Raw genomic sequence first — 21,654 nt, forward strand, 5'->3', positions numbered from 1 at the left:
GGTTACTTGCCCTCTTCTGTAGATGCCGGGGTACTTGAGGAGTCATTGATGGCCGCCTGGGCCAGTTCAGCGGAGCGGGTTCCCGGGCGGTGCGCGGGGACCCAGCCTTCGGCGTTGCGCTGGGCGGCAACGCTGAGCACCAGCGCGCCCGCCGGCACGTCCTTGCGGATCACCGCGCCGGCGCCGCTGTAGGCGCCGTCCCCCACGGTGACCGGGGCAACAAAGACGGTGTTGGAGCCTGTACGGACGCCCGAGCCGATGACCGTGCGGTGCTTCTTCTCGCCGTCGTAATTGGCCGTGATGTTTCCACAGCCGATGTTGGTGTCCTCGCCGATTTCGGCGTCGCCTGCATAGCCCAGGTGGGACAGCTTGGAGCCGCGGCCGATGGTGACGTTCTTGGTTTCGTAGAAGGCACCGATCTTGCCCTTTTCACCAAGCACGGTGCCGGGGCGAAGGTACGTGAAGGGGCCGACGGCGGCGCGCGGGCCGATCACGGAGCCGGAACCGTGGGTGCGGATCACCGTGGCACCCTCGCCGACGGTGACGTCGGTCAGGGTGGTGTCAGGGCCGACGACGGCGTCCCGCGCCACGGAGGTGGCGCCGTGCAGCTGGGTGTTGGGCAGGAGGCGGACATCCTCGTCCAGGGTGACGGAGGAATCGATCCAGGTGGTGGCCGGGTCGACGACGGTGACGCCGGCCCGCATCCAGGCTTCCACCGTGCGCCGGTTCAGCTCGGCGCCGAGCGCGGCAAGCTGGACGCGGTCGTTGGCGCCCTCCACCTGCCACCGGTCCGCAGTCACGACGGCCGCGACCCGGCCGCCTGATTCGCGGGTCAGCCCCAGTACGTCGGTGAGGTATTTCTCCCCCTGCACGTTGTCAGTGGTGACCTTCCCCAGTGCCCCGCGGAGCACCGCGGCGTCAAAGGCGTAGATCCCGGAGTTGACCTCCCGGATCAGCCGCTCTGCCTCGGTGGCGTCCTTGTGTTCGCGGATGCCGGTAACGGAGCCGTCTTCGCCGCGGAGGATGCGGCCGTAGCCGGTGGCGTCGTCAAGGACTGCCGTGAGGACGGTGACGGCGTTGCCGTCGCGTTCGTGGGTGGCGACGAGTTCGGTGAGCAGTTCCCCGGACAGGAGGGGCACGTCACCGTAGGTGACCACGACGGTGCCTGACAGTTCCTGTTCGGCGTCCAGCGCCTGCAGCGCGGCCTCCACGGCGCGGCCGGTGCCGGGGATGTCGTCCTGGTCCACGATGACGGCCTGCGGATCCAGTGCTGCGACGTGTCCCTCCACCAGGTCCCGTTCGTGGCGCACCACAATGGCGAGCCGTTGCGGGTTGATGCTGCGGGCGGCGCGGAGGGCGTGGCCCACCATGGACAGGCCGCCGATCTCGTGGAGGATCTTCGGTGTACGCGACTTCATCCGGGTACCGGCGCCTGCTGCCAGGACGATTACAGCGGCCGGGCCGGTATTCTCGGGGATCACGTAACGGGTTCTCCTTGCTTGGTTGTGCTTGCGCTTTGCGGCAGCCGGCGGGCCAGCCCGCCGGGCACCGGGTGCCATCCTCATGATCGCTCCTTGCGCAGCAGTTCCGCCCATAGGATTCGAACCTATACTCCACGGCTCCAAAGGCCGGGGTGCTGCCGTTACACCAGAGCGGACCGTGCCGAAAGACTCGAGGCCCGGGCACAAGTCCCTATTTTGCCATGGGTTCAGGCCACCGCGCGACACGGGGCGTTGGGTCCTGCCGGTCCCGCGGAATCCCGTCCCCGGCGGTGAGGCATGATGGGAAGGTGAGCAACAACCTTCCGCGGACGCGGATGACTGGCCTGCAGCGCCGGAGCCAGCTGATCGACGTCGGGCGCGGCCTTTTCGCCGTCCGCGGCCTGGACGGGACCACCATCGAGGAAATCGCCGCCTGCGCAGGAGTGTCCAAGCCGGTCATCTACGAACACTTCGGGTCCAAGGAAGGCCTGTACACCGAGGTGGTGGACGGTGAATTCCACATTCTCCTGGACTCGATCAACGCGGCCCTCACCGAGGAAGCCAAACCCCGCGTCCTCGTCGAACGCGCCGCGCTGGCACTGCTCACCTACATCGAGGAACGCACCGAAGGGTTCAGGATCCTCATGCGCGATGCTCCCCCGTCCCAGCCGGAGGGCGCCTTCTCCACCCTCCTCTCGCACGTGACCGCGCGCGTGGAACACATCCTCTCCGACGAATTCTCCCGCCGCGGCTTCAGCGGCGAGGACGGTGCCATGTACGCCCAGATGCTTGTGGGCATGGTGGCCATGACCGGCCAGTGGTGGCAGGACAGCCGCCAGCCGGACAAGCACACGGTCGCCGCGCACCTGGTCAACCTGGCCTGGAACGGCCTGACCGGCCTCAAAAAGGAGCCGGAACTGCAGTCTGAACTCTAGGCCTCGCCGTGGTTGCGTCCGCGGCGAAGGGGGTCATCCTCTGCATGCTGGCTCGTTCCTCGCCTCTGACGCATGCTGCCGGATAACCCCCCTCCCCGCTTGTGAGGGTCAGTCGCCCAGGAGTTCCGAGGCCTCGAGCCACTCCATTTCCAGGGCATCTTTTTCGTCGGCCAGGTCCTTGAGCTGCTTGTTCTGTTCGGCCAGGGCGTCGAAATCGGACTTCTCCGTGCTTTTGACCATGTCGTCGTGAAGCTTCTTTTCCTGCTGGTCCAGCTTCTTGATCTGCCGTTCGATCCTGTTGAGGGCCTTGCGGGCGTCCCGCTTCTCGGCCTCGGACGGGCCGGTCCCGGTGGCCGGCGCCTGGCCCGCGCTGGTGACAGGGTTTCCACCGCCGGTGACGGTGGAACCGGCGAGGGCGGCTTCGCGCAACTCGAGGTACTGGTCCACGCCGCCGGGGAGGCCGCGGAGCTTGCCGTCGCCCAGCAGCGCCATCTGGTGGTCGGTGACGCGTTCGAGCAGGTAGCGGTCGTGGCTGACCACCACCAGCGTGCCGGGCCAGCCGTCCAGGACGTCCTCGACGGCGGCGAGGGTGTCGGTGTCAAGGTCGTTGGTGGGCTCATCGAGCATCAGCACGTTGGGTTCACCCACCAGCAGCCGGAGCAGCTGCAGGCGGCGCCGCTCACCGCCGGACAGGTCCCTGACCGGTGTCCACTGCTTCTCGTTGGTGAAGCCGAGCTGCTCCACGAGCTGCCCTGCGCTGAATTCCTTGCCGCCGACGTTGAAGGAACGCTTCTCCCGCTCGATGACCTCGATCACGCGCAGGTCCGAGACGTCGTCGAGCTCCTTGACCTCCTGGGTGAGCACAGCAGTGACCACCGTTTTGCCCCGCTTCAGCTTGCCCGCATCGGGTGTGATCTCGCCGTTGAGCAGCTTCAGGAGGGTGGTTTTTCCGGCACCGTTGACGCCCACCAGGCCCAGGCGCTCCCCCGGAGCCAGGCGAAGGGTGATGTTGTCGAAAAGCTTCCGGCCGTCGTCGGCGCCCTGGAAGTTGAGGGACACGTTCTCCAGGTCCAGCACGTCCTTGCCCTGGCGCGCCGTGGCCATCTTGCTCAACGCCATGGAGTCGCGCGGGGCGGGAACGTCCTCAATGAGCGCGTTGGCGGCCTCAATCCGGAACTTCGGCTTGGCCGTGCGGGCCGGGGCGCCCCGGCGCAGCCAGGCGAGCTCTTTCTTGACCAGCTGCTGGCGTTTGCCCTCCACCACGGACGCCATGCGGTCGCGCTCCGCGCGGGCCAGGACGTAGGCCGCGTAGCCGCCTTCGAAGGGGTCCACGATCCCGTCGTGCACCTCCCAGGTCTTGGTGCAGACTTCGTCCAGGAACCAGCGGTCGTGGGTCACCACCAGGAAGGCGCCCTGGTTGGGCCGCCAGCGCGTCTTCAGGTGCCGGGAAAGCCAGGCCACGCCCTCGACGTCGAGGTGGTTGGTGGGCTCATCCAGCATGATGACGTCGTGGTCCTCGATGAGCAGTTTGGCGAGGGCCACCCGCCGTTTCTGGCCGCCGGAGAGGGCGTGGACGTTGGCATGCCAGTCGACGTCGGACACCAGGCCGCCCATGATCTCGCGGATCTGCGGGTTGCGGGCCCATTCGTAGTCGGCCTGGTCACCCACGATGGCGGCACCCACCGTCAGGTCGCCGTCGAGCACGTCGCTCTGGTCCAGGTACCCCACATTGACGTCGCCGCGTTTGGTGACGCGGCCGGAGTCCGGGGTGGAGCGCAGCGCCAGCAGACGCATGAGCGTGGACTTGCCATCACCGTTGCGGCCCACCATGCCGATCCGGTCCCCCTCCTCCAGTCCCAGGGTGATGCCGTCCAGGACGGTGCGGGTTGCGTAGGAAACCGTGAGGTTCTCGCCGCCAAGAAGGTGTGCCAAAGGGAACTGCTTTCTGCTGCCGGACTGGAAGTCTTAATTAAAGGAGGATGTCGGAGATGATGCGCGCGCCGGGGACCGGGCCGTGGACGGGAAGGGCTGTCAGGCCGTAGCGCCGCAGGTCCTCCGCCAGCGCCTCCGCAGCAACGGAATCATCAGCCAGCAAAGCCACGGTGGGGCCGGAACCCGAAACGATTCCGGCAATGGCCCCATGGGATTCGCCGATTCCCAGCGTATCGCGCAGCGCCGGCGACAACTCAATGGAAGCCCGTTGCAGATCGTTGACCAGCACCCGGCTCAAGGATTCGGCATCCCCGCCCCGCAGCGCCGTCAGGATTTGTGGATCCACTCCGGTGGGCTCACTGGCCTCCACCCCTTCGGCCTCACGCAGCCGGTCCAGCGTCCGGTACACCTCGGGGGTGGACAGGCCGTAGTCGGCCACCACCAGCACCCAGTGGGTCTGCGCCTTGGCCAGCGCCGGAGAGAGTTCATCGCCCAGGCCAAGGCCGACGGCGGTCCCGCCCAGGAGCGAGAAGGGGACGTCGGCGCCGAGTTCGGACGCCAGGTGCGCCAGTTCCTCCCGTGACAGCCCGCTGTTCCAGAGTGCGTCACAGGCCAGGAGCGTGGCGGCGGCATCGGCGGATCCGCCGCCCATCCCGCCGGCCACCGGGACCCGCTTGGTGATCTCCAGGTGCACCCCCGTGGCGTGTTCGGAGACGTCAGCCATGATGGCAGCCGCCTTATGGGCAAGGTTGTTGCTGTCCAGGGGAATATCGACCGCGTCGAGGTCCAGGGTGCTTTCGGGGCTGAGGCTGATGGTAATCCCGGGCTCGGCGGTGCTGGTCGCCGCCACTTCCTCGTAGAGGGACACCGCGAGGTAGACGCTGGCCACGGAATGGTAGCCGTCCGGCCGGAGCGGACCGACGGCCAGGGAAACATTGACTTTGCCGGGCGCCTTGACGCGGACCGTCCTGGCGGCGAACCGCCCCCTGCCTGCCTTGTCCAGTCCCGCGCTCACGGCCGGTTTTCCCGGGCTTCGGCGATCCTGGCGAACGCGGCGATGTCGATGACCTCGCCGCGTGCGGTGGGGTCGACGCCGGCTGCGAGCAGGCAGCGCTCGGCCTCCGGGGCTCCCCCGGCCCAGCCCGCCAGGGCGGCCCGGAGCGTCTTGCGGCGCTGCGCGAACGCGGCATCCACCACGGCAAACACCTGCTCGCGGGTGGCGGTGGTGGCGGGCGGTTCGCGGCGGGTAAAGGCCACCAGCCCGGAATGGATCTTCGGTGCCGGCCAGAAAACGTTCATGCCGATCACGCCGGCCTTGCGCATCTGGCTGTACCAGGCGGCCTTAACGGACGGCACCCCGTAGGTCTTGGATCCCGGGCCGGCTGCCAGCCGGTCAGCCACCTCGTCCTGCACCATCACCAGGCCGTGCCGCAGGCTTGGGAAATACTGCAGGAGGTGCAGCACCACCGGAACCGCCACGTTGTAGGGCAGGTTGGCCACCAGTGCTGTCGGCTCGACAGGCAGCTCGGTGACCTTCATCGCATCGGCATGCACCAGGTGGAAGGAGTTGGCGGCGGCCGGCCGCCATTCCTGCACGGTTTCGGGCAGCTTCGCGGCAAGGACAGGATCAATTTCGACGGCGACAACTGCCGCCGCGGCGTCGAGCAGGCCCAGCGTGAGGGACCCCAGCCCCGGGCCCACCTCAAGCACCGTTTCATCCGGTCCCACGCCCGCCGCGGCGACAATGCGCCGGATGGTGTTGCCATCGATGACAAAGTTCTGCCCAAGGGTCTTGGTGGGCCTGATCCCGATTTCCTCTGCCAGCCGGCGTATGTCGGAGGCACCGAACAACGGTGCGGGCACGGCGGGGATCGGTTCAGTCACCTAGGTATCCTATCCCGCGCGGCACGTCCGCCCTGCCGGGTTAACGGCCGTGGCCGGGCCCGGGTACCCCGGGCCCGGCCACGGCCATTGACTCTGCGCTTATGTCCGGTAGATCAGCTGGTTGCTGCCCAGCCGCAGCCCCAGGGCGACAGGCCGCGCTGCGCGTAGACGCGGTTGGCGATGTCGATCTGCTGCGCCTTGGTGGCGAGGCTGGCGTTAGGGGCGTAGGCGCCGCCGCCGGCTCCGATCCAGGTGCGGATGTCGAACTGGAGGCCGCCGTAGTAGCCGTTGCCGCTGTTGATGCTCCAGTTTCCACTGGATTCGCACTGGGCAATCTTGTCCCACATGGCCTCGTTCATCATGGCCGGTGCAGCTGCGCCGGTGTTGGCGCCGGCAGCGGCCGCAGGTGCGGCCTGGGGTGCAGGCTTGGCCTTGGTGCCAACGGTGACTTTCTCGGTGACCGGCTGCACGGCCACCTTCTCGGACACCAGCGTGCGGGACGCTTCCCGTCCGTCCACGAGTACCAGCTTGAAAGTGCGTTCCAGCTTTCCGGCGGCGCCCGCCTGGGTCACTTCCTTTTCACCCTTGAGCATGTCTGCGCTTTCGGCGGTAACGGTCTCGAAGGGCACGTCTTCACTGGTGACCGTGGTCTGGCTGGTGTCCACCCGGGACACCTTGATGACCATGTTGTTCACCACGTTGGCGTTGGCCGGCTGCGAGGTGCGGTCGTTGGCGGCGAGGGTCACGCCGGAATCCTCCAGCACCTTGCCAACGGTGGGGGCCGTGGTGGTGGCGGTGTTCACTTTGCCGTCAGCCACAATGCTGACGGTCTTGGGCGTGGAGATCGAGACGTAGGAACCTGCCAGCGAAAGGGTGGCATCCTTGGGCGCTGAAACGGACGAGGCACTGGCGACGCCGAGTTCTGTCACCAGGTCTTCGACATCCTGGGCGGTGGTGTTCACCGTCTTTTCAGCCCCGTCAAGGCTGACTTTGACTTCCTTGGCCTGGTTGATGTTGATGACGGCGCCGTTCTGGACCGTCGCGTCGAGGGAAGGCGACACGCGGTCGCCGGGCTTCAGTTCCAGGTTGGCACTCTTGACCACCTGTTCCACTGTTCCGCCAAAGGACTGCACGGACGACGCTTTGCCGTCCACGTTGAGCGTGACTGTTTTGTTATTGCCCACGAAGGCTACGAGACCTGCGACCAGGCCGCAAAGCACCAGCAGCTGGGCGCCAACTTTGATATAGCTGAACTTGCCGTCCGATGTGAAGAACTTGATCACGATTGCCCGTAACTCTCGGTCCATCCGGGCACGGGGAAACGCGCAATAAAATGCCCGGAGCAACCTTGAAAAGGACAGTCCGGGCACCGGTGCGCCGCCACACTCCGCGCAGCGGCATGGCCGGATACTGGACAAGCCGGGCCGGCTGCGAATGAAGTGAAATTACCCGTTGGCCTTCCCCGACCCCGGCTAATAGTTTCCCACTGTAACCGTAGCGTTATAAAGTGGCCAACATTTTTGCATACCAGATATGCATTTGGCAGCCGGCAGGGGAAGGAGTGTCAGGCCCAGGATCCGTATGCCCGTACGGTATTTTCGCTGATTGCGCTGCACAGGCCGGCCAGGTCGGAGCCTGTCAATTCTGCCATGGCCCGCACGGTGTACGGGACCGTGTAGCTCGCGTTGGGACGCCCCCTGTGCGGGTGCGGGGTCAGGAATGGAGCGTCCGTTTCCACCATGATGAGCTGCCGGTCCGCGACGGCGAGCGCGGCGCGCAGATTCGTGGCGTTCCTGAACGTCAGCGTGCCGGCAAAGGACATCCACCAGCCCTGGTCGTTACAGGTTTTGGCCAGGTCCTCGCCACCGGAGAAGCAATGGAACACCACCCTGTCCGGCGCGCCCTCTTCCTGAAGGACGCGCACCACGTCGCTGTGCGCGTCCCGGTCATGGATCTGGAGGGTGAGGTCCAGGCGTTTGGCAATGTCGATATGCCGCCGGAACGAGTACTCCTGGTGCCGCAGCCCCTCTCCCTCGGTGCGGTAGAAGTCCAGTCCGGTTTCGCCGATGGCCCGGATCCGGGGATGCCCCGCCAGGCGTTCGATTTCGGCAAGGGCCGCTTCCAGTTCACCGCGGGCAGCATAATGCGGCGCGTCATTGGGGTGCAGGGCCACGGCGCCCAGGAGCCGTTCGTCCCGGTCCACCGCCTCCACCGTGAACCGTGAGGATTCGAGGTCGCAGCCCACCTGCACGGCGCCCTGGACTCCCACGGCCGCCGCTGCATCCAGCGCAGCCTTGATCCCCACCGGCCCCTTTCCGTCCGGGAAGTCCAGGTGGGTGTGGTTGTCCATGACTGGTACCGGCAGGGGCTCCGGCGCGGGCGGAAAATCCTTCCGGCGGCCGGCGGCCTGGTCCGGAGTCTCCTCGTCTGCAGGTACCCGGTAAGCGGCGGGAATTGACGAATTGCACATCCACCCAGACTATCGGCCGAAAGGTACCCCCATATTTGCCGGAACTCTCTGTCAGGCACGGCAGTTGTGTTAGTAGTCTGGAACGAACACACGCGCACGCCCACCAAGGGGCGAAGGCAGGCTTGCTGTCCCGTCCAGGTGAAACCCGGGCTGAAAGGTTGCCGATGGAACCCCACCGACGCACTGCCAACAATGGAAGCGCACCGAACCTTAACCTGGCCGGCGTCGCTGATTCCGTCAGCCACCTGAACGGGCACCGGCCTGCGGCCATGGACCCGGTGTCCTTCCACGCCGCGGCGCAGCGCATCCTCACCACGGTCAATACCGTCATCGACGGCAAGTCCGATGCCGCCAAGCTGGCGCTCACCGTACTCCTCGCACAAGGCCACCTGCTGCTCGAGGACGTGCCCGGCGTCGGGAAAACCCTGCTCGCAAAGACCCTCGCCCGGACCATCGACTGCACGGTCAACCGCATCCAGTTCACCCCGGACCTGCTGCCCTCGGATGTCACCGGGGTGTCCATCTACAACCAGGCCTCAAGGCTGTTCGAGTTCCGGCCGGGTGCGGTCTTCGCCAACATCGTCATCGGTGATGAAATCAACCGCGCATCCGCCAAGACGCAGTCCGCCCTGCTGGAGTGCATGGAGGAGCATCAGGTCACCGTGGACGGCACGTCCTACAAGCTCGATGAGCCGTTCATGGTGGTCGCAACCCAGAACCCCATTGAAATGGAAGGCACCTATCCGCTGCCGGAGGCCCAGCGGGACCGGTTCATGGCCCGGATTTCCATGGGCTACCCGGACAAGGCCGCAGAGATCGAGATGCTCGAAACCCACCAGGCGGTCTCGCCGCTGGCCAATGTCTCCCCCGTGGTCACCGCGTCCGACGTCGCGGCCATGACCGCCACTGTCCAGCAGGTCTATGTCTCAGACGCCGTGAAGGAATATACGGTGGCAGTGGGCAGGGCCACCAGGGAAAGCCCGCTGCTGCGGCTCGGCGCCAGTCCCCGTTCCATGCTGCAGCTGCTGCGTGCCGCCAAGGCCACAGCCGCCCTGGAGGGCCGCGACTTCGTCCTGCCGGACGACGTGCGGGACGTGGCCGAGGCCGTCCTGGCGCACCGCATCATCCTGGACCGGAAGGCGGCGGGCGCAGGCGAGACACCCCACAGCGTCCTGCGGGGCATCCTGTCCAGGCTGCCCGTGCCACAGGCCCAGCCGGGGCAGCCCAACCGGGCCGCGGCCGCCGCCGGCAGCAGGAACCGCTAGGCACGGACCATGGCCCTGCTGGATAAGCTTCCGCGGCACCTGTTCACCAGGCGCGGCTGGGGCATGCTCGCAGCCGGGGCGTTCACGCTGGCCGCGGCCCAGGTCATGGGGCGCCGGGACCTCCTGACACTTGCCATCTTGCTACTGGTCCTGCCGCTCGTCTCCCTTGCCGGCGTCAGGCTGGTCAAGCCGCGCTTCCGCGTCTACCGCGAATTCAATCCCTCCCCTGTGGAAACCTCCGCCCCGGCGACGGTCCACCTTGCCGTGGCCAGGACGGGCCCGGGCAGCGGACGGGTTGCCATGGAGGAGCGGCTGCCGGCGCACTTCGGCCACGCGCCGTCCTTCCGGTTCCCGTCCCGTTCGGCCACCGGCGGCACAAGCCGCTACGAATACCACCTCACGTCCAGGTACCGGGGGCAGTTCAGGATCGGCCCGGTCACGGCCGAGTTCACCGACCCTTTCGGCCTCTCCCTGCACCGGCAGGCGATTGACGACGGCGACATCCTCACCGTGACGCCGGCATCCGTCGTCCTGCCTGCCGCCGGGCTGGCGGGAGCGCGGGGGAACGACGGCGTCACCGCCACCCGTGTCCGGGCAAACCCGAGCGACGACGACATCATGACCCGGGAATACCGCCACGGTGACCCGATGCGACGGGTCCATTGGCCTGCCACGGCACGGCATGGGTCCTTGATGGTCAGGCAGGAGGAGTCCGTGACCACGCCGGAAGCCACCATCATCCTGGACCATCGGGCCAGTGCGTTCGGCGGGGGCTCCGGCACGTCGATGCCGGGCCTGCCCGTGCCGGAGGGGCATGCGCCGGCCACCAGCGACACCTTCGAGTGGGCTGTTGTTGCCACCATGTCCGTCAGCGCACACCTTGCCGAGCGCAACTACAGCCTTCGGGCGCTGGACACGGGCGGGGAACCGGCGTTCCTCCACTCCCCCTCGTCCCCGGAACCGGCGGTGGAAGAATTCAGCGGATCATCCGGCCTGCAGTCCATTGCCGAAAGCCTTGCCGCCATCCACCTGTCCGGGGCGCCCCACCCCCGCCGGGAAAGCACTCACCGGGACAGCACTCGCCGGGACGATGTGCAGCGGGGTGTCATGCAGCTGAGTGTCATGGCCAGGAACGCGCCGCGCCCCGGTGCCCCGAAAGTGCGGACACAGGGAAGCCCGGAGCAGGGACTGCCGGCCTTTGACGACCACTTGATGGACAAGCTGTCCGCCCATCGGATGCGCGGGCCACTGATCGCTGTCCTGGGTCGCATCACGAGGGAGGAAGCCGCAGCATTGGCCCCTGCCGCTTCGTACGGCACCAACGCGTTCGCCATCCTGGCCGTGGAACGTCCCATGGAGTCCCAGGATGTCCTGGAAGTGCTGCGGCAGGGCGGCTGGCGGGCGGTGGCCGTGGCGCCCGCGACGCAGCTTGCCGCCGCGTGGCGCCAGTTCGACCAGGACCCGGCCCTGCCGGTGGTTACGGCGGCAGAGGTCCGGCGGGGAGCGGGGGTGGCCACATGACCATGGCGCCGGCCCGGCCAACGGGTGCGGGCCACGAGGCACAGGCACAGCATGAAATGCCTGCGGGACGCCTGCGCGCCGGCGCCTACCCGTGGGCCATGGGGGGATCCATCACCGTGGCCGTCTGCGGCGCTGCCCTGTCCTTGAACGGTGTCCTGCGGGGCTGGAACTGGTACTGGCCGGTGATGACCACCGTGCTGGTGGTGGCATTCACGCTTGCCGCGCTGCGTTCCGTCCGGGCCCAGCCCCTGCTGGTCACCGCAGGCGGATTCGTGGCACTGGGCGCCGTCCTGACGTTGACGTTCTTCCGCGGCTCCAGTTTCCTGTGGGTGGTCCCTACAGGTGCCACGCTCCCGGACCTGGACCGGCTGATCCGGCGGGCCAGCGAGACTGTCCTGGCAGAGACTGCACCCGTGGCGCCCAACGCCGGGATCGTCATGGTGGTCTGTGCCGTGCTTGGCCTGGCTGTCATCCTGGTCGATGCACTCGCGGTTCCGCTCGGGATGCCGGCCGCCTCCGGCACAGGCCTGCTTGCGCTGCTGGTGGTTCCGGCCATGATCAAACCGCAGAGCGTGGGGGTATGGAGTTTCGTTGCCACCGTAGCGGGCTACCTGCTGATCCTCGCCTGCAGCCAATGGTTTGCCCCGGACGGGAGGTTGCAGGGCGGCTCGGCCCGAAGCCCGGGCCTGGTGCGCAGGGCCGTGCTGACGGGCTCCGTGGCGCTGGCAGCCACCCTGGTGCTGCCCCTGGCGATTCCCGGCTTCGACACAGGCACGTTCCCGCAGGGTTCACGGCTCAATCCGTGGGGTGCCGCCACAGGCCTGAATCCGATGATCACCCTGGGCAACAGCCTTCGCACACCGGACGGAAGCGGCAGGATCACCTACGCCACCACGTCGCCCAACCCCCTCTACCTGCGATCGGTCACCGTGGACAATTTCGACGGCGATTCGTGGGGACCGGACGACCGCACCGCCTCCAGGGTGCCCCTTGACGGCCGGATCGACCCCGGGTATCCGGTCCTGACCGATGAGCAGGTGCGGCTGGTGACAGCCATCGACACCGGGTCCTTCACCAGTCCCTACCTGCCGGCGCCCTATGCGCCCGAGACCGTCCGCGGACTGGGCGGACAGTGGACCTGGGATCCGGCCACGCTGAGCATCAAGGGCACTGACACCACCACCCGGCGGCAGGAGTACGTGGTGACCTCCGCGGTGCCCAAGCTTTCCGCGGCGCTCCTGGCCCAGTCCTCAGGGCCCGCACGGGGCATCCCCGACATTTTCACCCGCATCCCGGGCAACGTCCCGGACATCGTCAAAACCACGGCACAGACCGTTGCCGGGGGTGCGGGGACGCCGTACCAGAAGGCCCTGGCCATCCAGAAGTACCTGCGCTCGTCCGAGTTCACATATTCACTGCAGTCCCCGGTGCAGGGCGGCTATGACGGTAACGGCCTTTCCGTCCTTGCTGACTTCCTGCAGCAGAAGAGCGGTTACTGCATCCATTACGCATCGGCGATGGCGGTGATGGCCCGCCTGGAAGGAATCCCCAGCAGGATCGCCGTGGGCTATGCCCCCGGCAGGCTGACCGGGGCGACGGTCTCCGTGTCCGGCCAAGGCGCCCTCCCGGAGTACGAGGCAGATGCGCGCGACGCCCACGCCTGGCCGGAATTGTACTTCCAGGGCCTGGGCTGGGTACCGTTCGAGCCGACGCCGTCGCGGGGGGTGGTCCCGGACTACGCAACCGAGGCCTCAGCGCCTTCGGTCGCGGATTCCCTGGGCAACAACGACGGCCTCATCCCCGATACGGCCCCGGTTCCCGCCCCATCCCCCAGCACCACTGCCCAGGCCGTCCCCGGCGCCGGCAGCAGCACAGGCGACTCCGCGCAATTGACCCCCTGGTTCCTTGGTGCAGCCGCATTGGTGGGCTTGCTTCTCCTGGTGGCCGCCCCCCACCTGGTTCGGAGGGGTATCAGGTCACGGCGGCTGCGTCCAAGGCGACCGGACCTGGCCGTACCGTCGGCATGGAATGAGATCAAGGATCTTGGCGCCGACTACGGCCTGCCCCCCGCGGACAGCGAGACGCCCAGGGCATATTCATCCCGGTTCCGGGCTGAACTGCTGGGTGAGCCCGGAGGTATGGACCAGGAGGCGCACGGGGCAGTGTCGCGCTTTACCTCGGCGTTCGAACATTACCGGTACGGCCGCCCGGGCGGCACTGGTTCCCAGGGCTCCGGCCCCGACCCGACCGAAGGCGACATTGCAGCCGGGGTTGCGGCCGTGGAAGCGTCCCTTCGGGCAAACGCCACCCTGCGCAGGCGTTTGACGGCGGCATGGCTTCCGCCGTCGGTCACCCGCCGGCTGGGCCAGCTGCTCAGGATGCCGTTCATTGCGGCCGGCAGGACCATCCGCACAGCACTTCACGCTGCAGCGCGCCTACGCCCCGGGGCGCCCGGGCATCCGTCGGCAGGACGGCGTTCCAAGGCGGGGGCGGCCGACGGCGGCCGCGGGGCCGGGCAGGGCTGAACGGCAGGTGCCGGCCGGGGAAACCCCGGCCGGCACTTGATTTCTGCGAAACTTCCGGAACTAGCCGGCGTAGGGGTCGGCGATGCCGATGTACTGGGTGTATAGGTATTCCTCGATGCCTTCGAGGCCGCCTTCGCGTCCCAGGCCCGACTGCTTCACGCCGCCGAAGGGCGCCGCGGCGTTGGAGATGACGCCGGCGTTCAGGCCGAGCATGCCGGTTTCGAGTTTCTCGCCCATCCGGATGCCGCGGTTGAGGTCCTTGGTGAAGACGTAGGCCACCAGCCCATATTCGGTGTTGTTGGCCAGGCGGACGGCTTCGTCCTCGGTGGAGAAGGTGATGATCGGAGCGACGGGGCCAAAGATTTCCTCGGAGAGGATCCGGGTGCCTTCGGTGACGCCGGAGAGGATGGTGGGCTGGTAGAAGTAGCCCGGTCCCTCTACCGGTGCGCCGCCCAGGACGGCCTTCGCGCCGGAGGCGACGGCGTCGGAGACCAGTTCGTGGACTTTGTCCCGGCTCTTGGCGTCGATCAGCGGCCCCACCTTGGACTCGGGCTCGGTGCCGCGGGCGGTGGTCATGTCCTTCATCTTCGCGGCGAACTTCTCCGCGAACTCCCCGGCTACGGACTCGTGCACGATGAAGCGGTTGGCTGCGGTGCACGCCTCGCCCATGTTCCGCAGCTTGGCCAGCATGGCGCCGGTAACGGCCGCGTCCAGGTCAGCGTCCTCAAAGACCAGGAACGGGGCGTTGCCGCCCAGTTCCATGGAGGTCCGCAGCACGGTTTCGGACGCATCGGCCAGCAGCCGGCGTCCCACCTCGGTGGAACCGGTGAACGACAGCTTGCGCAGGCGCGAATCCTTGATCAGCGGCCCGGTGGTGGCACCGGCCGTTGAGGTGGGGATGACGTTCAGGACACCGGCAGGCAGCCCGGCCTCCTGCATCACGGCAGCGAACAGCTGGGAGGTCAGGGGCGTCAGGTTGGCCGACTTCAATACCATGGTGCAGCCGGCGGCGACGGCCGGGGCGATCTTGCGGGTGGCCATGGCCAGCGGGAAGTTCCACGGGGTGATCAGCAGGCAGGGGCCCACCGGCTTCTTGGTGACCAGGAGGCGGGACTTGCCGTCCGGCGAGACCGAGTACCGGCCGAAAGCCCGGACTGCTTCCTCGGAAAACCAGCGCAGGAACTCGGCGCCATAGGTTACTTCGCCGCGGGCCTCGGCCAGCGGCTTGCCCATTTCCAGGGTCATCAGGAGGGCGAAGTCTTCTGCACGTTCGGTGACCAGGTCGAAGGCCCGGCGCAGGATCTCCCCGCGTTCGCGCGGCGGCACCTTTGCCCAGGATTCCTGGGCAGCCGCGGCAGCATCGAGGGCTGCCGCACCATCCTCGGGGCCGGCGTCGGCAATGCTCAGCAGCACCTTCCCGGTGGCGGGATCCTCGACGTCGAACGTCTTGCCTGAGGCGGCGTCGCGCCACTCACCATTGATGAGCAGCCCGGTGGGAACGGAGGCCAAAAGCCGGGTTTCGCGCTCGGCCGAAACGGCCGGCTGTGCAGTGACAGTCACGATGACTCCCTCGTCAGTAGGGTTGTGGCAGCCCATCGCCGCGGCCGGAGTGACCGGGATCATGGGGCTGATTAACAGCCAGACTACTGCGGGGCATGGCTATGGTCTACGCCGATGCGCACTGCGGAATCGCGGCTTCGCTGTGCACCTGCACAGGCGCCGAAAGCGGACCGTGGCCCGGCTAGCGGGCCGCCAGGACGGCCGAGTAGAGCTCCCTCTTGCTGACCCGGACGTCTTCGGCGACGGCGGCGACGGCCTCCTTGAGCCGGATGCCCTGGGACACCAGCTCATTGACGGCAGCCACATGGTCCTCCGGGGTGCCGGCCGCCTGCTCAGGAGCCCCGCCGAGCACCACGGCGATCTCGCCGCGGACCTCCGTGTCCTCGGCCCACTGGAGCAGTTCGCCAACAGTGCCGCGGATGACTTCCTCGTACGTTTTCGTCAGTTCCCTGCAGACTGCGATGGGCCGGTCCGGCCCGAACCTCTCGCGCAGCGCACGCAGCATGGCTTCGAGCCGGTGCGGCGCCTCGAAGAACACCATGGTGCGCCGCTCCCCGGCAAGGTCCGCCAGGCGGGAGGCCCGTTCGCCGGCCTTGCGGGGAAGGAATCCCTCAAAACAGAACCGGTCCGTGGGCAGGCCCGACAACGCAAGGGCCGTGAGGACCGCGGACGGTCCGGGAACCGCGGTGACGGGAAGTCCCGCCGCAATGGCGCCTTCCACCAGCCGGAAGCCGGGGTCGGATACCGACGGCATCCCGGCGTCAGTGACCATCAGGAGCGTGCTGCCGGAGCGCACGTGGTCAAGGAGCTCAGCGGTCCTGGTGGCCTCATTGTGCTCGTGGTAGCTGATGACGCGGCCCGCCACGTCAATGCCCAGGCTTTGGACCAGACGGTGGAGGCGCCGCGTGTCCTCAGCGGCCACAATGTCTGCAGTGCCCAGCAGTTCCACGAGGCGGGCCGAGGCGTCTCCGGTGTTCCCGATGGGAGTGGCGGCAAGGACGATCCGTCCCGCGGTCGCAGGGCCGGGTTCGGAAAGGGGGCTGGGGTTCGGGTCCACCCACCAAGCCTACTGCCGCCGGGTCTCCGCAGCCGCAAAAGGTAGCATGGGGCTCGTGACGCAGACCTCGACGCGGCCCACGGGGCCCGGGAAACCCAACGCCGCGGGATCCCCGGCCGAAGCCGGGGCAACCGGGACGGCACCCGGCGGCAAGGCCGCCCGCCCCTGGATCAGCCGGCCTGATGAGGCGTTCACGGTGGAGGCACTGCGGGCAAGGCTCATTGGTACCGGCATGTCCTGGCGGGATTATCCGCCGTCGCTCCGGCTGTGGTTCGTCCTGGTCCCGGTCCTGACGGCGGTGGCCGGCGGCCTCCTCCGGTTCATCCGCCTGGAAGTGCCGCACAAGCTGGTGTTCGACGAGACGTACTACGTCAAGGACGCCTACTCCTACCTCGTGAGCGGCTATGAGCGCAGTTGGCCGGACAAGGCAAATGATTCCTTTAATGCCGGCAATCCGGACGTCCTGCTGAACACTCCCGAATACGTCGTCCATCCACCGGTGGGCAAGTGGATGATCGCGGCCGGGATGTGGCTGTTCGGGCCGGAGAATCCCTTTGGCTGGCGCTTCGCCGCAGCCCTCACCGGCACCCTCACGGTGCTGCTGGTGTCCTTGATCGCCCTGAAACTGTTCCACTCGCTTCCGCTCGCGGGTGCCGCGGGGCTGCTCCTCGCCGTCGACGGCCACCACCTGGTGATGTCCAGGACGTCCTTGCTGGACATCTTCCTCACGTTCTGGATCCTTGCCGCGTTCGGCGCCCTGCTGATGGACCGCGACGACGGGCGCCGTCGCCTGGCCGCCCGGCTTGCCCATGCCGCCGCCACGAACGGCGGACAGCCCCCGGCCCGGGCGCTGCTGGCCGGACCGTGGCTGGGCGTGCGCTGGTGGCGGGTGGCCGCGGGGGTCTGCCTGGGCCTGGCCGTGGGCACCAAGTGGTCCGGCCTGTTCTTCCTGGCGGGCTTTGGCCTCCTGACCGTGCTGTGGGACCTCAACGCCCGGCGGGTGGCGGGCATCCGCGGCTGGATCAGCGGCGGCGTGATCCGGGACGGAATTCCCGCCTTCGCGGCCACCGTGCCCGTCGCAGCCATTGTCTACTCGGCCACCTGGACCGGCTGGTTCCTTTCGGCCAATGCCTACTACCGTCACTGGGCGGAGAGCAACCCGTCAGCGGAATGGGGCTGGCTGCCCGACTCCGTCCGGTCCCTTGTCCACTACCACCTGGAAGCGTACAAGTTCCACCAGGGCCTGAGCTCCGAGCACCCCTACCAGGCCAGCGCCTGGAGCTGGCTGGTGATGGGACGGCCGACGTCGTTCTTCTATGAATCCCCGCCCCAGGGCACCCCGGGCTGTGACGTGGAAAAGTGCACCTCCGCCATCCTGTCCGTCGGTAACCCGCTGATCTGGTGGGCAGCAGCCATCTCGCTGGTGGTCCTGCTGTTCTGGTGGGTGGGACGCCGGGACTGGCGCGCCGGGGCAGTGCTGGCCGGGGTGGGCGCGGGCTACCTGCCATGGTTCATGTATCCGGAGCGGACCATGTTCTACTTCTACGCGGTGTCCTTTGAGCCGTTCCTGGTCCTGGCCCTGGTGTACTGCCTGGGGCTGGTCCTGGGCCGGGCCACGGATCCGCCGTGGCGCCGTCGCTCCGGCATGTATCTGGTGGTCCTGTTCCTGGCGGCGGCGCTCCTGCTGTCGGCGTTTTTCTACCCGATCTGGACCGGCGAGGTCATCCCGTACGTCGACTGGAAGGTCCGGATGTGGATGCCATCCTGGATCTAGGGCAGGATGGCAACAGAGACCTGAAGGAGCCGCTGCCGCGGCATGGCAGCGGAAACGGAGACCTGCTGTGAGAGAAGCGAGCACGGAACTGCTGGTTGAGCTTGAGGCCAACAGCAACGTGACTGACCTGCTGCTGGAGCAGCACGCCGCCAACCCGGCCCACGCCCTGTACCGGCGGAAGGGCCCCAACGGCTGGGTGGATATCCCCGCGCAAAAATTCCTCCAGGACGTCAGCGCCCTGGCCAAGGGGCTCATCGCCGGGGGCCTGGAGCCCGGCGACACGGTGGCCGTGATGTCGCCCACCTCGTACGAATGGACCCTGGTGGACTTCGCCATCTGGTTCGCCGGCGGTGTGACGGTGCCCATCTACGAAACGTCCTCGGCCAGCCAGGTGGAGTGGATCATCCAGGACGCAGGGGTCCGCCGCGTCTTCGCCGGTGACCGGGCCACGGTGCAGCTGGTCAGCGGAGTGGTGGCCGGTTGCGCCGAGCTCAGCGACCGCCTGGTCAACGTGGTGCGGATGGATTACGACGGCGAGGCCCCGGACCTTGCCAGCCTCGCCGCTGCGGGCACCGGAGTCAGTGATGCTGAACTGGAGCGGCACCGCAGCCGCGCGGGGTTGGCCGACCTCGCCTCCCTGGTGTACACATCGGGCACCACGGGCAAGCCCAAAGGGTGCGAGATCACGCACGGGAATTTTGCCCTGGTGGCCAAGAACATCGTTGCGTTCCTGCCCGAGATCCTGCAGGAGGACCAGGCCCGCACCCTGATGTTCCTGCCGCTGGCCCACGTGCTGGCCCGCGCCGTCCAGGTGGTATGCCTTGCCGCAGGGGCAACGCTGGGGCATACCCCCGGGGCCGCCCAGCTCCTCGAAGACCTCGGCACGTTCCGCCCCACCTTCCTGCTGGTGGTGCCGCGCATCTTCGAAAAGGTCAGGGCCACGGCCGCCCACAAGGCCGCTGTGGCAGGCAAGGGCAGGCTCTTCGACGCCGCAGCGGCCGCCGCCATCGAGTACTCACGCGAACAGGACCGGCACAGCCGCGGCGAGGGGCCTGGTCCGGGCCGGTTGAGCCGGATCAGGCACGGGATCTATGACCGGCTGGTCTACCCGCGGCTGCGCCAGGCGATGGGTGGCGAGGTGGGATACACCGTGTCCGGGGCCAGTCCCCTGGCTTCCGAGGATGCCCATTTCTTCCGTGGCGTAGGCATTCCCGTCCTGGAGGGGTATGGGCTGACCGAGACCACGGCGCCATGCACCGCGAATACGCCTTCCCGCACCAAAGTGGGAACGGTGGGCATTCCCATCCCGGGCACCACCATCCGGGTGGCCGAAGACGGCGAAATCCTGGTCAAGGGAATCGGTGTTTTCCGGGGCTACCATTCCAATCCGGAGGCTAACGCCGAGGCGTTCGTGGACGGATTCTTCCGTACCGGAGACCTCGGTGAACTCGACAAGGACGGTTTCCTTACCGTCACGGGACGCAAAAAGGACCTCCTGGTCACGGCCGGCGGCAAGAACGTGGCGCCCGGGCCGCTGGAGGAGAAGATCCGCAGCCACCAACTGGTGGCCCACGCCGTGGTGGTGGGCGACGGCAAACCGTTCGTGTCAGCCCTGCTGACCCTGGACCCGGAGGGCGTTGCCAACTGGCGGTCCGAACGGGGCCTTCCTCCCCTCCCCCTCAGCGAAGCCGCGAACGATCCCGCCGTCCTGGCTGCGGTGCAGGAGGCAGTGGACCTGGCCAACCGGATGGTGTCCAAAGCCGAATCGGTGCGCACGTTCAGGCTTCTGGACGCCGAGTTCAGCGTCGAGTCCGGGCACCTCACACCGTCCCTGAAGCTGAAGCGTTCCGCAGTGGTCCAGGAGTTTCAGGCGGAGATTGCCGGAATCTACGGCTGATCCGCCGTGGCCGGCCCCGTCTTTTCCCGGTCCGCCTTGTCCCGGCCCGCCTCGTCCTGATCCGCCCTGGCCGGCTTTGCCTGCTGCGCAATACCGCGGCGGCGTCGAGTGGGCCAGGTGAGGACCATCGTCACAATGGATGCCAGGAGCACCAGGCCCGCGATGGCGATGCCGGCGTCGATCCAGAACTGGCTGGGGAACAGCCGGATCAGGGTGTCATCCAGGCTGAAGGTCCAGGACCCGGCGGCGAAGAAGACCCGGTGGAATTCGGTGAAGAACTGCTGCCAGCCCAGGGCCGCCAGCGTGCCGAGGCCCAGGATCAGTGCCAGCGTGATGATGGAACCGGCGAAGAGGCCGCGCCGGATCCCGCCGGTGCTGCGTTTGCGCAGGTACAGGATGGCGGTCAGCGCCAGGAGGAGCAGCAGTGCACCGGCACCAAAGGTGGACAGGATGACAACCTTGACGTCGGCCATGTGGCTGACTTCGCCGTCCTTGAAGAGCTTTTCGCCGCCGCGGTGCACCAGATCGCCCAGGTACCTGGGGCCCGCCCAGTTGCTCAGGTAGTCCACCGCATAGGAGCCGTACGTCATTCTGTCGTCGGTATTGAAGCCGTACCCGTCACCGGGGAACCCGGGACGGTTGTACTCCACCCAGAGAAAAAGCGGGCTGGTCACCGCCCGGACGGCCAGGATCAGCAGGATTACCGGGTAGGTGATGGCCAGCAAAACCTGCATGACACGCGGTGCCACGGGTTTGGCGTTCGCGGCGCTTTCGCGCTGGGCGTTGCGGCGCTCCACTTCCTCCTCGGGGGGACGGACGTGCAGTGCTGACGTGGGAAGGGGTTCCTTGAAGACCGGCGAACCGGTGCCGGGCCCGGCCGCGGCGGAGCCCGCAGTGGAAGTGTGCTCCGCGGGCCTGCGGGAGGCGGCAGCTGCGGCGGCTGGGGCTCCGGCGGTGGAGGAGCCGTTGGCGGAGGATCCGACGGCGGCTTCCGCGGCCTTGCGGTCGGCCCGGCTTCCTGGCTGGGCGGCCTTGCTTCCTGCCGCTGCCTGGTTCCGGCCGGCGTGTCCGCCGGGCTCGTCGGGGCCGGTCCTATTGATGCCGGGCTTGTCGCCGGCTGGCTTTTCTCCGCCTGGCTTGCCAGCGGCAGGTTTGTCCCCGGCCGGTTCGTTCCCGGCCGGTTTGTCCCCGGCCGGTTTGTCCCCGGCAGCGGGCGTCAGCCAGGAAAATGCGGGCTCGTCGGAGTCCCCGGACGTGTCCAGGAACGGCTCCGGCTGCGGCGTGGCGCTTTTGGCGCGGGCCGGTGTCTCGTCATTCACAGCAGCGTCACTTCCGTTGGGTTCCGCACCGGTC

The 21,654-nt window shown here is 67.7% G+C and carries 15 protein-coding genes and 1 tRNA gene; 6 read left to right on the forward strand and 10 right to left on the reverse strand.

Going from position 1 to position 21,654, the window contains the following annotated elements:
- Positions 1-2: 2 nt before the first annotated feature.
- On the reverse strand, positions 3-1,481 hold the full coding sequence (glmU, locus tag AC6JAM_RS02230) for a bifunctional UDP-N-acetylglucosamine diphosphorylase/glucosamine-1-phosphate N-acetyltransferase GlmU (protein ID WP_018770132.1): 1,479 nt from the start codon (positions 1,479-1,481) through the stop codon (positions 3-5).
- Positions 1,482-1,585: 104 nt separating this feature from the next.
- Positions 1,586-1,657, reverse strand: a tRNA-Gln gene (locus AC6JAM_RS02235).
- Positions 1,658-1,789: 132 nt separating this feature from the next.
- Here AC6JAM_RS02235 and AC6JAM_RS02240 point away from each other — a divergent pair.
- On the forward strand, positions 1,790-2,416 hold the full coding sequence (locus AC6JAM_RS02240) for a TetR/AcrR family transcriptional regulator (RefSeq protein ID WP_018770133.1): 627 nt from the start codon (positions 1,790-1,792) through the stop codon (positions 2,414-2,416).
- A 108-nt stretch (positions 2,417-2,524) separates the two neighbouring features.
- On the opposite strand, the gene AC6JAM_RS02245 is transcribed toward AC6JAM_RS02240, so the two are convergent.
- The 5 genes from AC6JAM_RS02245 to AC6JAM_RS02265 all read right to left on the reverse strand — a co-directional run bounded on the left by AC6JAM_RS02245 (position 2,525) and on the right by AC6JAM_RS02265 (position 8,702).
- Entirely contained in the window at positions 2,525-4,348 is a 1,824-nt protein-coding gene (locus AC6JAM_RS02245) for an ABC-F family ATP-binding cassette domain-containing protein (RefSeq protein WP_018770134.1), read from the reverse strand.
- 37 nt (positions 4,349-4,385) lie between these two features.
- Positions 4,386-5,363 (reverse strand): 4-(cytidine 5'-diphospho)-2-C-methyl-D-erythritol kinase, encoded by a 978-nt coding sequence (locus AC6JAM_RS02250; RefSeq protein ID WP_056393518.1) that lies wholly within the window; start codon positions 5,361-5,363, stop codon positions 4,386-4,388.
- Positions 5,360-6,232, reverse strand: coding sequence for a 16S rRNA (adenine(1518)-N(6)/adenine(1519)-N(6))-dimethyltransferase RsmA (gene rsmA, locus AC6JAM_RS02255; protein WP_018770136.1), 873 nt, complete (start codon positions 6,230-6,232; stop codon positions 5,360-5,362). Before rsmA ends, AC6JAM_RS02250 begins: the two co-directional genes overlap by 4 nt.
- 113 nt (positions 6,233-6,345) lie before the next feature.
- Positions 6,346-7,539, reverse strand: a complete 1,194-nt coding sequence (locus AC6JAM_RS02260; RefSeq protein WP_497933921.1) for a resuscitation-promoting factor — start codon at positions 7,537-7,539, stop codon at positions 6,346-6,348.
- 257 nt (positions 7,540-7,796) lie between these two features.
- The gene (locus tag AC6JAM_RS02265; RefSeq protein WP_018770138.1) at positions 7,797-8,702 is read right to left on the reverse strand and encodes a TatD family hydrolase; all 906 of its coding nucleotides are present in this window, start codon (positions 8,700-8,702) and stop codon (positions 7,797-7,799) included.
- A 164-nt stretch (positions 8,703-8,866) separates the two neighbouring features.
- Here AC6JAM_RS02265 and AC6JAM_RS02270 point away from each other — a divergent pair, with 164 nt between their 5' ends.
- The 3 genes from AC6JAM_RS02270 to AC6JAM_RS02280 are packed head-to-tail and all read left to right on the forward strand — an operon-like array spanning position 8,867 to position 14,013.
- Positions 8,867-9,967, forward strand: coding sequence for an AAA family ATPase (locus AC6JAM_RS02270; RefSeq protein ID WP_018770139.1), 1,101 nt, complete (start codon positions 8,867-8,869; stop codon positions 9,965-9,967).
- Positions 9,968-9,976: 9 nt separating this feature from the next.
- A complete protein-coding gene (locus AC6JAM_RS02275; protein ID WP_268002820.1) occupies positions 9,977-11,488 on the forward strand; it encodes a DUF58 domain-containing protein in 1,512 nt (503 codons plus the stop codon).
- Positions 11,485-14,013 carry a transglutaminase TgpA family protein gene (locus AC6JAM_RS02280; RefSeq protein ID WP_495635487.1) on the forward strand — a complete coding sequence of 843 codons (2,529 nt, stop codon included), beginning with the start codon at positions 11,485-11,487 and terminating at the stop codon, positions 14,011-14,013. The genes AC6JAM_RS02275 and AC6JAM_RS02280 overlap by 4 nt, the downstream gene beginning before the upstream one ends.
- 60 nt (positions 14,014-14,073) lie before the next feature.
- Here the strand turns inward: AC6JAM_RS02280 and AC6JAM_RS02285 are convergent, their stop codons facing one another.
- The gene (locus AC6JAM_RS02285; protein WP_478222128.1) at positions 14,074-15,573 is read right to left on the reverse strand and encodes an NAD-dependent succinate-semialdehyde dehydrogenase; all 1,500 of its coding nucleotides are present in this window, start codon (positions 15,571-15,573) and stop codon (positions 14,074-14,076) included.
- Positions 15,574-15,754: 181 nt separating this feature from the next.
- Entirely contained in the window at positions 15,755-16,630 is an 876-nt protein-coding gene (gene rsmI, locus AC6JAM_RS02290; RefSeq protein WP_056393510.1) for a 16S rRNA (cytidine(1402)-2'-O)-methyltransferase, read from the reverse strand.
- Between the two features lie 46 nt (positions 16,631-16,676).
- On the opposite strand from rsmI, the gene AC6JAM_RS02295 reads away from it, so the two are divergent.
- Both AC6JAM_RS02295 and AC6JAM_RS02300 read left to right on the forward strand, forming a co-directional pair.
- Positions 16,677-18,404 (forward strand): dolichyl-phosphate-mannose--protein mannosyltransferase, encoded by a 1,728-nt coding sequence (locus AC6JAM_RS02295; RefSeq protein WP_497933923.1) that lies wholly within the window; start codon positions 16,677-16,679, stop codon positions 18,402-18,404.
- Positions 18,405-18,471: 67 nt separating this feature from the next.
- Entirely contained in the window at positions 18,472-20,301 is a 1,830-nt protein-coding gene (locus tag AC6JAM_RS02300) for an AMP-dependent synthetase/ligase (protein WP_495635486.1), read from the forward strand.
- Here the strand turns inward: AC6JAM_RS02300 and AC6JAM_RS02305 are convergent.
- A complete protein-coding gene (locus AC6JAM_RS02305; RefSeq protein WP_497933924.1) occupies positions 20,292-21,620 on the reverse strand; it encodes a TIGR01906 family membrane protein in 1,329 nt (442 codons plus the stop codon). The genes AC6JAM_RS02300 and AC6JAM_RS02305 overlap by 10 nt on opposite strands.
- Positions 21,621-21,654: the final 34 nt, after the last annotated feature.

The organism is Arthrobacter sp. GmRoot5-12, from assembly GCF_059739365.1.

What these genes read in the sequence shown, in the direction of transcription:
- AC6JAM_RS02270 (WP_018770139.1), top strand. Translation starts at nt 8,867, where the DNA reads ATGGAACCCCACCGACGCACTGCCAACAATGGAAGCGCACCGAACCTT.
- AC6JAM_RS02265 (WP_018770138.1), bottom strand. Translation starts at nt 8,702, where the DNA reads ATGTGCAATTCGTCAATTCCCGCCGCTTACCGGGTACCTGCAGACGAG.
- AC6JAM_RS02295 (WP_497933923.1), top strand. Translation starts at nt 16,677, where the DNA reads ATGGGGCTCGTGACGCAGACCTCGACGCGGCCCACGGGGCCCGGGAAA.
- AC6JAM_RS02280 (WP_495635487.1), top strand. Translation starts at nt 11,485, where the DNA reads ATGACCATGGCGCCGGCCCGGCCAACGGGTGCGGGCCACGAGGCACAG.
- AC6JAM_RS02260 (WP_497933921.1), bottom strand. Translation starts at nt 7,539, where the DNA reads ATGGACCGAGAGTTACGGGCAATCGTGATCAAGTTCTTCACATCGGAC.
- AC6JAM_RS02275 (WP_268002820.1), top strand. Translation starts at nt 9,977, where the DNA reads ATGGCCCTGCTGGATAAGCTTCCGCGGCACCTGTTCACCAGGCGCGGC.